Source organism: Pseudarthrobacter phenanthrenivorans (genome assembly GCF_036455295.1).
Lineage (GTDB): Bacteria > Actinomycetota > Actinomycetes > Actinomycetales > Micrococcaceae > Arthrobacter > Arthrobacter phenanthrenivorans_C.
Window position 1 is genome coordinate 73666 of the sequence record NZ_JAYXNX010000006.1, and the last position, 13113, is coordinate 86778.

The following is a 13113-nucleotide window of genomic DNA, read 5'->3' on the forward strand; positions in this document are numbered from 1 at the left end:
ATGTGGCCCTCATCACAAGGAACAAGATACGATCTGTCGAACAGATCCTCCTACTACGTTACGGAACGTCGTGTCAGTGTTTCTTGGCGAAATACTCGCCCATCCCGCCCTCGCCGCCGCAGACCCAGTGGTCCACCCGCTGGGCGCGGTGGCAGATGCGCAGCCCGTCCGCTGGGTCCACTCCAGCGAAGTCCTGGACATCGCTCCCCTGCTCCGGGGCGGGGAGTTGCTTCTGTGCGGCGGCATCACCCTGGCCACGGCCACGCCGGCCAAACGCGAAGACTATGTGCGCGAACTGGCCCAGCGCGGCATTGCTGCGCTCGCGATTGAAACCGGGGGCGCCCTGCCGGAGATTCCTGCCGACATGCTGCAGACGGCGGAGGAGTTCGGCCTGCCCGTTGTGGAACTGCGCAAGGTGGTTCCGTTCGTGGGCGTCATGCAGGCCATCAACTCCATGCTGGTGAGCGAGTCGGTGGGGCACCTGCAGCAGGCCGACGCCGCCACGCGGGCCATGGCCGCGGAGCTGGCCCACGGCGCCTCGCTGGACAAGATCCTGGGCGTCCTTGCGGGCATCACCGGATCCGGCGTGAAGCTCACCTCCCCATGGGGAGTCACCCTGGGCAGCGCCGTCCCCGAGGGCTGGCTTGGGACGCAAGGGGCGAAGGCGGAGGAGGCGCAGCCGGACGAAGGAGCAGCCCACGACGCCGGCCCGGGCCAGGGCGGGCACGGCAGCCTTTTTCCGGCAGCCGCCGGAGCGGTGATCAGCGTGGACATCCCCGTGCGCGGCGTCCTGATGGGCCGCTTGGAGGTTCAGGTACCGGAGGACGCCGACACGGCGCTGGCGCGGGTGGCCGGGGAACGGGCCGTGGACATCCTTGGGCTGGCACTGCTGCAGCACACGCCCCCCGGGCTGCACGCCCTGGCAGGGGCTGAACTGATGCGCGCCGTACTCAACGCGGCACCGGAGTGGCGGCTCGAGCAGCTGGCGCCGGGCGCCGGCTTCCCCACGGATTCCCCCGTGGTGGTGGCGGCAATCCACGCGGCGTCGCCGCAAGAGCTGCGTGGCGCCGTCGAAAATTTCCTGAGTTCGCGGCGGATTCCCTGCGCCGCCTACCTCGACGACGCCGAACTGGTGGTGATGATTGGCCTGCCCCGCGCCGATCCCGCCGGGGAAAGGCGCCGGCTGTTGGAGGCGCTGCAGGCGCTGGAGGGGGACCCGGATGCCGTGATCGCCGTGGGGCCGCTGGCCGGCGGAGTGGCGGAAGCCGCCTGGTCGCTGGCGGAAGCCCGCCGTGCCCTGGAGATTCGCCAGATCCGGCGCCGGAACGCCTCGGCCCGCAGGCGGTATCCCGCCCGCGGGCTGGTGGTCATTGATGCGGGGGACGCCGCGGTGGAAAGCCTCGCCCTGACCTGCCTGGACGCCTCGGCACGCGATGCGTTCGTCAACCGGCAGCTGAGGGCAGTGCTGGAGCATGACGCGCAGCGCCAGTCCCAACTCCTGGAGACCCTTCAGGTGTGGCTGGACTCGGGCTGCAACACGGCGCAGTCAGCCCGCGAACTGCACCTGGAGCGGCAGTCCATGCATCACCGGCTACAACGGATTTTCGAGTTGTGCGGAGGAGACCCTCGCGGCACCGGCCGGCTCGCGGCGCTGCACTTGGCGGCCCGGATGGCAGGGCTGCCCTGACCTCCAACCTGCGGGAAGGGGGGGACAAAAGGCCGTGGATCGGGCTATTCCCCACCGGGAACCGCCAGCCGGGGATGGAGGGTAAATCAGAATTCGACGGTTTCGAACTCAAGCAGGTCGGCGCCGGTGGCCACCGGTTTGCGGTCGCCACCGTGCTGTTCGCCGGATTGGCCGTTGCGCCAGTTCTGGTAATCCTCTTCCGTGGACCAGGTGGTCACAACAAAGTAGCGGCTCTCGCCCTTGACTGGCCGGAGCAACTGAAAGCCCTCGAATCCCGGCTGGCCGTCGGCAGCGTGCGCACGGGCCGCAAAACGCTGTTCAAGTTCGGGACCCTTTCCCTCCGGGACGTGGATTGCGTTGATCTTTACGACAGACATGGTTGGTGTTCCTTTCTGGGGTGGGTGGGTGCGGGACAGTCCGGAAAGCAGTGGCTAAGGCAGGTCAGTCAGGCCGATCCCGGCATCATCGAGGCAGGGGGACCGTTTGCCGGCCGGGACTCCGGTTGAACGGAGGCAGGTGCATTGGGGCCCTTTCACACCGGGGAGGGACCGCCAGACGAAGCGCTGCATTTTGTTGTAGAGACCGAAGTCCAGGACTGCTCCATCCAGCTTGGGAGCGAGGTCGTGGCCAACGCTGATCTCCATGTCGGGCTCCCCGGTCCCTAGATGGGTTTGGTCCCGCTGTTCTGGCATGATGCGGCAGCGCAGTGGCTTACGGGGCAGGGTCCGGGAAAAGTAGAGGCCCTGCTTCCTGCAGCCGCCATTGCCCAGGTAGCAATGAAGTACCCCACCGAACACGCGCACCATTTCCAGGGCTGAGCCAGTCACGTGGAAGCGGCCGTGCCCCGGGATCTGGACGGTGGAGAGGGTGGAGAGGCCAGGGTCCTCCGGATTCAAGCCACGGGCCTTATCTGCATGCACCCGAACATTATCGCAAGGGACAGTTGGCTCCGTCGGGACTACGGTCCCTGCCGGCCCGGGCGCCTGAAACCGCTGCACGTCCTACGATGGGCGTGGATGCGAAGGGACGGAACGGGGCGGGTGGGATTTGTGCAGTCTGCGGAACTGGTTCTAACCCTTGTCCCGGTACTTGCAGCCGGCGGGGCCGGCATCTCAGCCACCCTGCGCACTCCGGGGCCGCGGGCCACCAGCGGACTGCAGCACTTCGCGGCCGGTGTGGTCATCGCGGCCGCAGCCCTGGAACTACTGCCGGACGTGGTGCGCGAAAGCGGACTGGTCGCAATTGTCGGTTTCGCCGCCGGTATTGCAGTGATGTTCGGCATGCGCGCCCTCACGGGACGTCTTGAAAAAGGGACCGGCGCCCTGCAGACCTCCGGCCTCCCATGGGGGATGATCGGCGCGACAGCCGTTGACTTCTTTATCGACGGGCTCATCCTCGGGGCCGGCTTCACCGCCGGCGGCCATACCGGGGTGCTGCTGTCGATTGCCCTGGCCATCGAGTACCTCTTTGTCGGCCTGTCGTTGGCAGGGGCCCTCGGTACGGAAGTCCGGAGCGCAGTGGTTATTGCGGTCCCCGTACTCCTGTCGCTCCTCACCGTCGCCGGTACATTCCTTGGCCTGTGGCTGCTCGCCGGGGCCACGCCGGTGGTACTGGCCGCAGTGCTTGCCTTTGGGGCCGTGGCGTTCATGTATCTGGCCACGGAAGAGCTCCTCGTCGAGGCGCACGCCCAGGGTGAGACCGCCATCGGCTCAAGCGCCTTCTACATCGGTTTCCTCTCGGTGCTCATGATTGAACAAGCGTTACGCTGACGAGCCCCCGTGGAGCCTGGAAAGGCCTGCCTTTCCAGGCTCACCTTGCCGGTCTGCCGCCCAGGCGGGTGGTCACCTTGGCGGCTGCCGCCACGCAGGCGTCGCCCAGGCTCTCGAACTGTTCCCTGGACACCCGGAAGCGGGGCGCCGGAATGAGGACCGCGGCCACAACGTCACCGCGGTGGTCGCGGACGGGTGCGGCCACGCCCACCTCGTCCATGGACGATTCGCCGTAGTTCCCCGCCCATCCCCGCTGCGCAACACCCTGGAGCCGGGCCTCATAAGCCGCCAGTCCGTCGTCGTCCAATCCTGGAAAGGTGATGGTCCCGCTGCGCAGCAGCTCCCGCACCCGCTCGGCCGGCAGCGTGGACAGGAACACCTGGACGGAAGCGCTCATCGCGTCCCGGTAACGGGCACCGAGGGGCGTGGTGTGCTTGATCTGGTGGTGGCTGGCGATCTGCTCCACGCAGATGGCCTCGTCCCCGTTCCACAGCATGAGGGCGCTGGTTTCCCCCGTCTGCTCGGTCAGCTGCCGCAGCACCGGGTACGCCACCCGGCGTTCCTCCATTTCCGCCAGCAGCGGTCCAGCGACGGCGATAAGCCCCAGGCCCAGGCGGAACCGCTTGGTTTCCGGGTCCCGCTCCACAAGGTTTTCCTGCTCGAAGGTTGCCAGGATCCGGGAGACGCTGCTCTTGTGCATGCCCACGCGGTTGGCAATTTCGGTGACCCCCAGCAGCGGCTCGTCCGCGGTGAAGGTGCGCAGGACGGCGATGGCGTTGACGACGACGGAGGCGCCTTTCGCGTCCTGCCCGCCGTTGGTGCCGGATCCGTTGCCGTTGCTGTCGGAGGTCTTTGCAGGAGTCATGGTGGACACCATCTTTCCCTATCGTCTGCGGTAGACGCCGAAGGCGGCGCCGTGGTCCACGGCACCGCCCCGGCTGTTCAGTTGCTTACGCCTCGATGATGTTGTGCTCGGGCCCGAACGGGAACTTGGTGATGTTCTCCACCGAGTTGTCCTCGCCGATGACCAGGATGTCGTGCTCGCGGTAGCCGCCGGCGCCGGGCAGGCCGTCCGCAACCGTGATCATGGGCTCCATGGAGACCACCATGCCGGGTTCAAGGACGGTGTCGATGTCCTCGCGCAGCTCCAGCCCAGCTTCGCGGCCGTAGTAGTGGCTGAGGACGCCGAAGGAGTGGCCGTAACCGAAGGTGCGGTTCGCCAACAGGCCGTGGCTGATGTAGATCTCGTTGAGCTCGGCGGCGATGTCCTTGCAGACGGCACCGGGCTTGATGAGTTCCAGGCCGCGGCGGTGCACCTCGACGTTGATGTTCCACAGTTCCAGCGACCGCTCGTCCGGCTGGCCCAGGAAGAGGGTGCGCTCCAGGGCCGTGTAGTAGCCGGAGGTCATGGGGAAGCAGTTGAGCGAGAGGATGTCGCCCTGCTGCAGCTTGCGGGTGGTGGCCCAGTTGTGGGCACCGTCGGTGTTGATGCCCGACTGGAACCACACCCAGGTGTCCCGGACTTCGCGGTGGGGGAACGTCCTGGCGATCTCGTGCACCATCGCCTCGGTGCCGACCAGGGCAACCTCGTACTCGCTGATGCCTTCGCGGATGGCGTTACGGATGGCTTCGCCGCCCAGGTCGCCGATGCGGGCGCCGTGCTTGATGACCTCGATTTCCTCGGCGGACTTGATCATGCGCTGGCGCATGGCGTCCTGGGAGACGTCCAGCAGTTGGGCGCCGGGGAAGGCAGCGGAGATCTTCTCGCGGGTCAGGCCCGGGAGGAAGTCGTCCTCGACGCCGATCCGGTTGGCCTTCACGCCGCGCTGGCGCAGGGCCTCCTGCAGGCCGAAGTAGAAGTTGTCACGGCGCCAGTCGGTGTAGACGATGTTCTCGCCGTAGGAGGTGCGCCACGGCATGCCGGCGTCGATGTTGGCGGTGACGGTGACCGAGTCGTCTGCGGTGACGACGAGGGCGTAGTTGCGGCCGAACGTGGTGTACAGGAAGTCGGAGTAGTACTTGATGCCGTGGTAGCTGGTGAGGATGACGGCATCCAGGTCCTTGGCGGCCATGATCCGGCGCAGGCCGCCCAGCCGGCGCTCGAACTCAGCGTCGGAGAACGTGAGCTTGCCCTTTGAGCCGATGTGGAGGACCTTGAGGCGCTCCAGTTCGGCGATGGAGGACGCGTTGTCAGCGGTGATGGTCACGGGTGTGCCTTTCTAATGGGTGCCGGCTGCCGTTGTGCAGCCGGTGTTGGTTTGCGTAGTGAGGTTGGCTTGTGGAGACCTCTTGGTCAGAGGTGCTTGAGTGGCTTCCGGGAGGTTTCGGCGGCAAACAGCACGGCCATCAGGGAGACGGCGGAGGCGGCGACGAGGTACCAGCCGGGGGCCAGCTTGCTCTGGGTCATGCCGATCAGCAGGGTGGCCATGAACGGGGCCGTGCCGCCGAAGAGGGCGTTGGAAAGGTTGAAGCTGACGGCGAAGCCGCTGTACCGGACCTTGGTGGGGAACAGCTCGGCCAGGAAGCTGGGCAGCGTTCCGTCGTTCAGGGTGAGCATGCCGCCCAGGAGGATCTGGACCAGGACGATCACCAGGAAGTTGCCGGTATCCAGCAGCATGAAGGCGGGAACGGTCAGCAGCATGAACAGCACGGATGCGGTGATCAGCATGCGCTTGCGGCCAAAGCGGTCCGAGGCGATGCCGGTGAGGAAGATGAAGCCGATGTAGCTGGCCAGCGCGATGGTGGTGGCGAGGAAGGACTCGGTGGGGCCGAAGCCCAGTTCCTCCGACAGGTACGTGGGCATGTAGCTGAGGATGACGTAGAAGCCGACGGCGTTGAGCAGCACCGCGCCGCACGCGATCACCAGCTGCTTGCGGTAGGTGCGGAACATGTCCAGCGCGGGCGCCTTGGGAGCGGATTCTTCCTGGTCAGCCAGTGCGCGGAAGGCCGGGGTGTCCTCCAGCTTGGTGCGGATGTAGCGGCCAATCAGGCCCATGGGAGCCGCCAGCAGGAACGGCAGCCGCCAGCCCCACTCGTGCAGCTGGTCGGTGCTGAGCACCGAGCTGAGAAGTGCCGCGATCAGCGAGCCAAGGAGCAGGCCCGCAGCGGTGCTGGCAGGGACGACGGCGGCATAGAGTCCCCGGCGGTTGGCCGGCGCGTATTCCACCAGGAAGGCTGAAGCCCCGGCGTACTCCCCCGCCGCGGAGAAGCCCTGGACCACGCGGACCAGAAGCAGCAGGAGCGGGGCCAGCATGCCGATGGTTCCGTAGCCGGGGATGAGGGCGATGCAGAACGTGGAGACGGACATGATGACGATGGACAGGGACAGGGCCTTGCGCCGGCCCAGCTTGTCGCCGATGTGACCCCAGAAGAAGCCGCCCAGGGGACGGACGAAGAACGAGATGGCAAAGACGGCGAAGGTAGCCAGCAGCGCGGTCTGCCGGTCCGCTTCTGGAAAGAAGACTGAGGAAATGACTGCGGCCAGGTAGCCGTACACCGCGTAATCGAACCATTCGACGAAGTTGCCGATGAAGCTGGCGGTGACCACCCGGCGTCGTACGTCCTTGCTGGCCACAGCGTTTTCCACTCCCTGGCCTGCCCGGGCCGAAAGGTTGGCGTCAGCGGCAACCACTCCTGCCCCGGGTGAGTTTTGTTCGGTACTCATGAAACCACCAATAAAAGTTGGAGTTGCATTGCTTGCAACGTGGTTGTTTCAAGATAGGCCGTGACGCGCAACACAGTCAAGAGTTTTCCCAAAGCCATGCTTAGGCTTTGCCAACAGAAGAGCTCGTGGCGGCGATCAGACAGGCTCCATTGAGCTGCACAAAAATAGTTGCGTTCAAAGCAACATAGTTGTCTCTATGAAGCAACGCGTGTCGTCGCTGCGGGGGCACTGCCCCTTGCAAATTCCGTGTGCGGTCCCGGGCCTTCCCACATACGGGCCAAAAGACACGGGCGAACACCCCCTGCATGCCCCATACTTCCCCCATGGACGACACCACGGCGGCGGACCGTTCGGCCCGAAGACCCGACAGGATCCTGCTCGCTCTGGTGGGTGTGGTGGTGGTGCTGGTGGTGGTGGCCCTGGCAGTGGTCTTCACCCGGGGCGAGCCTGCCCCGCTGGATGAGGCAAGCCCCGCCGGCGTGGTCCAGCGGTACAGCAAAGCAGTAATCGACGGCGACCTCCCCGCCGCCGGGTCCTACCTCACCGAGGGTGCCAGGAGCCGGTGCAGCGGCGCGTATACGGGCGAGCCAAGTCCGGCCCGCGTGGTCCTGGTTTCGACGACGGAACGCACCGATACAGCCACCGTGAGGGTTTCGATCGTGCACTCGTCCCAGGGCGGACCGTTCGGCCCGTCCGAGTACGAGACGGAAGACGCCTTCTCGCTCCTTAAAGTGAATGGGAAATGGATGATTGACCAGCCGCCGTATCCGCTGATGGCCTGCACCGTAGCGCCGGTGAAGCAATGAGCTCCCCTGCAGCCGCCACAGCCTCCGCCCCGGCCGGCGGACTGGCAACCCTTCGCCGCCTGATCCTGTATGTCCTGTTGTTTGCCCTGGTGGTGATCGCAGCCTCCGGACTCAGCGGCCTGCTGGAGCGCCTCTTCCGTACCGCGTCCACGCTGGTCTCCGGCGACGTCGCCGGGCTGGCCCTGTCGCTGGCCTTCACCCTGATCGGCGGCCCACTGGCCTTGCTGCTGTGGTGGTTCGTTTGGCGGCGGCTTGACGACGAGGCAGAGCGCAGGGCGCCCGGCTGGGGCCTCTACCTGACCGGGATGTACGCGGTCTCGCTCATCATCGCCACCACGTCGCTGCTGGATCTCGCCTCATCCTTTATTGGCACGCAGGAAAGCCAGTGGCCGTCCCCACTGGCCAACGGAATAGTCTGGGCCGCGATCTGGGGGTGGCACCGGTGGATGTGGAAGCACCCCCGCAAGCCGTCATCGCACCTCGAGGACGTGAGGGCCGTCGTCGGCTCGGTCTTCGGACTGCTGATGGGCGCCGGTGCTGCCATCGCCGCACTGAGCGTCCTCCTGGACGTTGCGATCCGGGGTTTCACGGCAACGGCCGGCTTTGAACCCTGGTGGTTCGATGTAATCAGGTCCCTCATCTGGGCGGCCGGCGGAGCGGCGGTGTGGTGGTGGCACTGGTTCCGGGAGGGCGGCCGCAGGTTCCAGACCGGGCTGGTGGACGTCACGATCATTGGCGTGGGCGTCTTCATGGCCGGCATCACCGCCCTGGGAGGGCTGGGTGTCATCCTGTTTGTCCTCCTGCGGCTGGCGTTCGACCGCAGCGGCCCCATCAACGACCTGCTGGAGCCACTCGCCCCGGCAATCGCCGCCGCGGCCATCGGGGCGCTGGTGTGGCGCTTCCACCGCACCGCCTCCGTCCACCGCTCCACCCGGACCCGGCGTGCCAGCCTCCTGGTCACGTCCGCGGCGGCACTTGCCGCAGCTGCCTCGGGTGTAGGGGTAGTGGTGAATGCCCTGTTGGCTGCCGCCGTCTCTCCGCTCGCCGGAGGTGCCACCCGGACCCTGCTCCTTGGCGGCCTCAGCTCACTGGCGGTGGGAGCACCGGTCTGGTAGCTGGCGTGGAAACCCCGCCACCAACCCCGGACCGCCGGGGACATTCCGCCGGGCCGCCGCCTCTACCTGGTGGCATTCTTTGGCGTCAGCGCCGTGGTGGCGCTCATTACCCTGCTCGTCATCGGCTACCGGCTCTTCGAGTACCTGCTGGGTGACGTTTCCGGCGGCAGCCTGCTGGACCGCATCCGCGCGCCGCTCGGCCTCCTGGTGGCGGCGGGGCTGGTGGCGGGCTACCACTTTGCCCTGTGGCGCCACGACCGCGCCCTGCTCGCGGCCGCTGCCCCCGCCCCTAGAAGGGTGATTGAGCGGATCACCCTGGTCAGTGGTTACGCGGCCGGCGCCGTGAACCCCGAGGCCTTCGCCCGCGGGATCACGGAAGCCACCGGGGGCGCCAAGGTGACCACCTGGCTGAGGGCGGACGACGGGGGCCCCGGACTTCCGCCGTCGTCCGCCCCGTTGCCGGGGGTTGCGGAGGCCGTCGCGCAGGTTGCGGCTGCCTTGGAGGGGGTCGCAGCGCAATATGTGCTGGTACTCGCGGGACCTGGTTCCCCGGTGGAGGTCATTCCCCTGGCGGCCGCCGGCAGCGCTGCGGTCAGCGGCAGCGCGGCACCTGGCCGGGTCCTACGCCCCTAGCTGGGCAACGCAGCGCCGCCTAGCGTTTGAGCTGGCGAAGGAGGCCGGCGATGGGTGAACGGTGCTGGCTGCCACCGGCATATGGGCAGTCATCCTCAAGATTTGCGAAGTTTATCCCGCCAGTGGATTAACCCTCTTCCCTGCGCCTCCGGCGGTCCCTAGGGTTGGCACACAGGTTTTGCCAAGGGGGACATATGAAAAGCTCAGCCGAAGGTCTTCAGGACACCGCGAACCAGGATGCTGGGCAGGTTGCTGCGCCTGATCCGCTGGACGGCCGCAGGGCGGCGGAGTGGACGTCGGACTGCCTTCTGACGCTGCGAAGTCCCATCCGCTTCACCCGGGCCGACTGGCCCTAAAGCCACGGCTGGCAGGCGGACGGCCCCGGAGACAACATTGTCACTCGGCCGGTTCGATCAACTCCGGCCCGTCGTTCCGTACGCTGTTGACCCTGGTGCTGACCACCCGGGGCGTCAGGACCGGCTCGGGCAACGAGTCCAGCAGGTGCTGGATGTCGTTCTTGTCCGTCAGGTCCGGGTTCAGCCAGTCAGCAAAGCGGTCGCGGGGAATGATCACCGGCGACCTGTCGTGGACGTGCCCCAGCGCGTCCTGCGCGGTGGTGGTCAGGATGGTGCAGCTGAGAAGCCACCTGCCCGGGTCATCCTCGGGCACGGACGGGTCGGCCCACCACTCGTACAGGCCCGCGAAGCCCAGCACCGGTTCCTTCCCGGAGTACAGGTAGTTGGGGATCTTCTTGCCGTCCTCCGTCTTCTGCCATTCGTAGTAGCCGTCAGCGGGAAGGATGGCGCGCCTTTTCACTGCCGCCTTGCGGAACGAGGGCTTCTCCAGGATGCTTTCGCTGCGGGCGTTGATCAGTTTGTTGCCGATCTTGATGTCCTTGGCCCAGGACGGGACCAGTCCCCAGTGGGCCACGAGCAGGTGCCGCTCGATGCTGCCTTCGTCCAGCCGCTCGGCCACTATCGGAACCGGCTCCGTGGGTGCCACATTCCAACTGGGCGGGGGCGGGGTACCCTCGACTTCCTTGGCGTCAAAGTAGCTCAGAAGGTCGCCGGTGGCCTTGGACATTACGTATCTGCCGCACATAAGGCCATTCTGCCGGACGCGGCCCTGGTCAGCGGTTGCCCCCGCCCGGCGTCATCATTCCGGCTGCAAGGGGCGGGCCACCTGGACCACCGGTATGACCCCTGGGGGCCATGCGCCCAACACGGCCAGCGCACTGGTCCAGGTCGTTACCCGCCGTTTCAGGCCCGCCCGGTCCAGGGGTCAGCTGGAGGCTTCCCGCTCGATTTCTTCGGCGAGGTCGTCCACTTCTTCGGGCCGGGCCTGGATGCCTGCTTCCTCGAAGCGTTCCTCAAGGACATGGCTGACGTCGTCCTGGACGTGGCCCAGCTGGATGTCGTGCCGGACATCCTCGGCGATGGTCTCAGGCGTCTCCGCGTGATCGGTTCCGGCAACGATCTCGTCATTGCCGTCAAAGGGGTCGTTGGCGCCGCCGGGTCCGGAGTCAGTCATACTTCATGGTTACCCCTCTCCTTCCATCAGTAAACGGCCGGAAGGAGCACCGGGTGGCGTTCGACGGCGGGCGCTTCCCCCCGTCGTACGCCCACCAACTGCGTCAGGAGACGTGGGCGAGGATGCCGTCGAGGCGGCCGAGGAGTCCCGGCCAGCCGTTGCCCATGCCCTCGATCGCATGGCGGCCCATGGGGGTGTCCAGCTGGAAGCCTGCGTGCTCGAAGTGGAGGATGGTGCCGCCGTCCACCGGTTCCAGGCGCCAGGTGATGGTGGTGTGCAGCTGGCCTTCGGAGAAAAGGAAGCTGATGGAGGTGCCGGGGTCCACGGTGAGGACTTCGCACTGCTGCTGGCCCCAGGCGTCCATGTCCATGGTGAAGCGGTGGCCCTCTACGGGGGCAATGTTGCCCGGCGCCCACCAGCGGGCCAGCAGCTCGGGGGTGGTCAGCGCGGCCCACACTGCTTCCCTGGGGTGGGCGTAGCGGCGTTCCAGTCGGATGGCGTTCTCGGTCATGACGGTTTCTCCTCGTCCAGAAGGTCTGCCAGGGCATCCAGCCGCTGGTTCCAGTAGTGCTCGAAGTGCTTTACCCAGCCGCCGATCTCGGCCAGAGCCGCAGGCTGGAGGTGGTACACCCTGTTCCTGCCCTGCCGCTCTTCCCGGACCAGTCCTGCTTCGCGGAGCACTGCGAGGTGTTCGGACGCTGCCGGCCGGCTGAGGTCCAGCATCCCGGTGAGTGCGCCGGCCGTCCTTGGGCCGTGCCTGAGCTCGTCCAGGATGACGCGCCGGGCCGGGTTGGACACGGCAGCGAAGACATCGGGAAGCACCCCGGAAGTATACGTCGGAAATTTCCGACATATCAACCGCCGTGGCTGTTCAGGCGTTACCGCCGCCCAGGGATGTCCCCCGCCGGCCCATCCTGTATCCCGCCCGGAAGGCGGGCACCAGCAGCCCCGCGACCATGAGGGCCAGGCCGATCTGCGGCCGGAACCTAGGCGCGTTTGGGCGGTCGGCCCTTATCAGGCGTGTTGTTCTCCCCCATGCTGGCGAGTCTAGCGGGACTGCATCTGCCAGGTTTAGGCTGGCCCGATGTTGACTATCGGAACCATTGTCCTCGGCGTCAACGACATCGCCGCCGCCACCAGCTTCTGGCATGACGCCCTGGGCTATGTCCCGCGGGAAGAAGGTGACGATACGTGGGTGACCCTTGCGCCGGCGTCGGGCCCTGGCGCGTTACTGTCCCTGATGCTCAGCGAAACCCACGTGCAGGAGCACCCGCGGATCCACCTGGACCTGTATGCGGATGACAAGGAGTCGGAGGTGGAACGGCTGGTCTCGCTCGGGGCCAAGCGCGTCGACTGGGACATGTACCCCGAAGATCCCGACTTCGTAGTCCTCGAGGATCCGGACGGAAACCGGTTCTGTGTGATCGACAAGAGCCCGGAGTAGGGCCCCGGGAACAAGTCCGCCGGCCCGGCCGTTGGCATCCGTACCGTCACGATTCTGTGGCGGCAGCGACGGAAGGAACCTCATGGTCAGGGCTATCTGGAACGGGAAAGTCATTGCCGAGTCCGCGGACACCGTGGTGGTGGAAGGGAACCATTACTTTCCGCGCGACGCCGTCAACGCGGCCTACCTTCGGGAGAGCACCAAGAACACCTTTTGTCCCTGGAATGGGACGGCCAGCTACCACACGCTGGAAGTGGACGGCGAGCTGAACGATGCCGCGGCCTGGTACTACCCGGAGCCCAAGGCGCGCGCCAGGCACATCGAGGACCGGATCGCATTCTGGCGCGGCGTCACCATCGAGGAATAGCAGGGACTGAAGCGGACGACGCCGGGGGGACCCGGCGTCGTCCGCTTCCGTTTGCGGGGGTACCGGCCGCATTGGACGCGGGGTAACGTGACGATCAG

At 66.6% G+C, this 13113-nt stretch carries 16 protein-coding genes; 7 read left to right on the forward strand and 9 right to left on the reverse strand.

The features are described from left to right. Positions 1 to 70: 70 nt before the first annotated feature. Positions 71 to 1687, forward strand: a complete 1617-nt coding sequence (locus VXJ37_RS09730) for a PucR family transcriptional regulator (protein ID WP_331322835.1) — start codon at positions 71 to 73, stop codon at positions 1685 to 1687. 86 nt (positions 1688 to 1773) lie between these two features. Here VXJ37_RS09730 and VXJ37_RS09735 read toward each other — a convergent pair whose 3' ends face one another. Both VXJ37_RS09735 and VXJ37_RS09740 read right to left on the reverse strand, forming a co-directional pair. Continuing rightward, positions 1774 to 2064, reverse strand: coding sequence for an antibiotic biosynthesis monooxygenase family protein (locus VXJ37_RS09735; protein WP_331322836.1), 291 nt, complete (start codon positions 2062 to 2064; stop codon positions 1774 to 1776). A gap of 54 nt (positions 2065 to 2118) precedes the next feature. Continuing rightward, positions 2119 to 2583 (reverse strand): peptidase, encoded by a 465-nt coding sequence (locus VXJ37_RS09740; RefSeq protein ID WP_331322837.1) that lies wholly within the window; start codon positions 2581 to 2583, stop codon positions 2119 to 2121. Positions 2584 to 2703: 120 nt separating this feature from the next. Here VXJ37_RS09740 and VXJ37_RS09745 point away from each other — a divergent pair, with 120 nt between their 5' ends. Further along, the gene (locus tag VXJ37_RS09745; protein WP_331322838.1) at positions 2704 to 3456 is read left to right on the forward strand and encodes a ZIP family metal transporter; all 753 of its coding nucleotides are present in this window, start codon (positions 2704 to 2706) and stop codon (positions 3454 to 3456) included. Positions 3457 to 3496: 40 nt separating this feature from the next. Here VXJ37_RS09745 and VXJ37_RS09750 read toward each other — a convergent pair whose 3' ends face one another. The 3 genes from VXJ37_RS09750 to VXJ37_RS09760 form a co-directional block, all read right to left on the reverse strand. Next, complete coding sequence (locus tag VXJ37_RS09750; RefSeq protein ID WP_440589794.1) at positions 3497 to 4333, reverse strand: IclR family transcriptional regulator; 837 nt, start codon at positions 4331 to 4333, stop codon at positions 3497 to 3499. 73 nt (positions 4334 to 4406) lie between these two features. Further along, positions 4407 to 5663 (reverse strand): aminopeptidase P family protein, encoded by a 1257-nt coding sequence (locus VXJ37_RS09755; protein ID WP_331322840.1) that lies wholly within the window; start codon positions 5661 to 5663, stop codon positions 4407 to 4409. 86 nt (positions 5664 to 5749) lie between these two features. Next, a complete protein-coding gene (locus tag VXJ37_RS09760; protein WP_331322841.1) occupies positions 5750 to 7120 on the reverse strand; it encodes an MFS transporter in 1371 nt (456 codons plus the stop codon). A gap of 323 nt (positions 7121 to 7443) precedes the next feature. Between VXJ37_RS09760 and VXJ37_RS09765 the strand changes: the two genes are divergently transcribed. The 3 genes from VXJ37_RS09765 (at position 7444) to VXJ37_RS09775 (ending at position 9674) form a co-directional block, all read left to right on the forward strand. Further along, positions 7444 to 7926 (forward strand): hypothetical protein, encoded by a 483-nt coding sequence (locus tag VXJ37_RS09765; protein ID WP_331322842.1) that lies wholly within the window; start codon positions 7444 to 7446, stop codon positions 7924 to 7926. Then, entirely contained in the window at positions 7923 to 9041 is a 1119-nt protein-coding gene (locus VXJ37_RS09770) for a DUF5671 domain-containing protein (RefSeq protein WP_331322843.1), read from the forward strand. Before VXJ37_RS09765 ends, VXJ37_RS09770 begins: the two co-directional genes overlap by 4 nt. Positions 9042 to 9110: 69 nt before the next feature. After that, entirely contained in the window at positions 9111 to 9674 is a 564-nt protein-coding gene (locus VXJ37_RS09775; protein WP_331322844.1) for a hypothetical protein, read from the forward strand. A gap of 396 nt (positions 9675 to 10070) precedes the next feature. Here the strand turns inward: VXJ37_RS09775 and VXJ37_RS09780 are convergent, their stop codons facing one another. The 4 genes from VXJ37_RS09780 to VXJ37_RS09795 all read right to left on the reverse strand — a co-directional run bounded on the left by VXJ37_RS09780 (position 10071) and on the right by VXJ37_RS09795 (position 12026). Next, positions 10071 to 10775 carry an SOS response-associated peptidase gene (locus VXJ37_RS09780; protein WP_331322845.1) on the reverse strand — a complete coding sequence of 235 codons (705 nt, stop codon included), beginning with the start codon at positions 10773 to 10775 and terminating at the stop codon, positions 10071 to 10073. Positions 10776 to 10955: 180 nt separating this feature from the next. Beyond that, positions 10956 to 11204 carry a hypothetical protein gene (locus VXJ37_RS09785; RefSeq protein WP_331322846.1) on the reverse strand — a complete coding sequence of 83 codons (249 nt, stop codon included), beginning with the start codon at positions 11202 to 11204 and terminating at the stop codon, positions 10956 to 10958. Positions 11205 to 11307: 103 nt separating this feature from the next. After that, on the reverse strand, positions 11308 to 11715 hold the full coding sequence (locus VXJ37_RS09790; protein ID WP_331322847.1) for an SRPBCC family protein: 408 nt from the start codon (positions 11713 to 11715) through the stop codon (positions 11308 to 11310). Beyond that, entirely contained in the window at positions 11712 to 12026 is a 315-nt protein-coding gene (locus VXJ37_RS09795; RefSeq protein WP_331322848.1) for an ArsR/SmtB family transcription factor, read from the reverse strand. Before VXJ37_RS09795 ends, VXJ37_RS09790 begins: the two co-directional genes overlap by 4 nt. 262 nt (positions 12027 to 12288) lie before the next feature. Here VXJ37_RS09795 and VXJ37_RS09800 point away from each other — a divergent pair, with 262 nt between their 5' ends. After that, a complete protein-coding gene (locus VXJ37_RS09800; RefSeq protein ID WP_331322849.1) occupies positions 12289 to 12648 on the forward strand; it encodes a VOC family protein in 360 nt (119 codons plus the stop codon). A gap of 82 nt (positions 12649 to 12730) precedes the next feature. After that, positions 12731 to 13015: a DUF427 domain-containing protein gene (locus tag VXJ37_RS09805; protein WP_331322850.1), complete on the forward strand. Its 285-nt coding sequence runs from the start codon at positions 12731 to 12733 to the stop codon at positions 13013 to 13015. Positions 13016 to 13113: the final 98 nt, after the last annotated feature.

Coding starts and splice junctions, on each gene's coding strand:
- VXJ37_RS09735 (WP_331322836.1), bottom strand. CDS start 2,064: ATGTCTGTCGTAAAGATCAACGCAATCCACGTCCCGGAGGGAAAGGGT.
- VXJ37_RS09745 (WP_331322838.1), top strand. CDS start 2,704: ATGCGAAGGGACGGAACGGGGCGGGTGGGATTTGTGCAGTCTGCGGAA.
- VXJ37_RS09750 (WP_440589794.1), bottom strand. CDS start 4,333: ATGGTGTCCACCATGACTCCTGCAAAGACCTCCGACAGCAACGGCAAC.
- VXJ37_RS09760 (WP_331322841.1), bottom strand. CDS start 7,120: ATGAGTACCGAACAAAACTCACCCGGGGCAGGAGTGGTTGCCGCTGAC.
- VXJ37_RS09765 (WP_331322842.1), top strand. CDS start 7,444: ATGGACGACACCACGGCGGCGGACCGTTCGGCCCGAAGACCCGACAGG.
- VXJ37_RS09770 (WP_331322843.1), top strand. CDS start 7,923: ATGAGCTCCCCTGCAGCCGCCACAGCCTCCGCCCCGGCCGGCGGACTG.
- VXJ37_RS09780 (WP_331322845.1), bottom strand. CDS start 10,775: ATGTGCGGCAGATACGTAATGTCCAAGGCCACCGGCGACCTTCTGAGC.
- VXJ37_RS09785 (WP_331322846.1), bottom strand. CDS start 11,204: ATGACTGACTCCGGACCCGGCGGCGCCAACGACCCCTTTGACGGCAAT.
- VXJ37_RS09790 (WP_331322847.1), bottom strand. CDS start 11,715: ATGACCGAGAACGCCATCCGACTGGAACGCCGCTACGCCCACCCCAGG.
- VXJ37_RS09800 (WP_331322849.1), top strand. CDS start 12,289: ATGTTGACTATCGGAACCATTGTCCTCGGCGTCAACGACATCGCCGCC.
- VXJ37_RS09805 (WP_331322850.1), top strand. CDS start 12,731: ATGGTCAGGGCTATCTGGAACGGGAAAGTCATTGCCGAGTCCGCGGAC.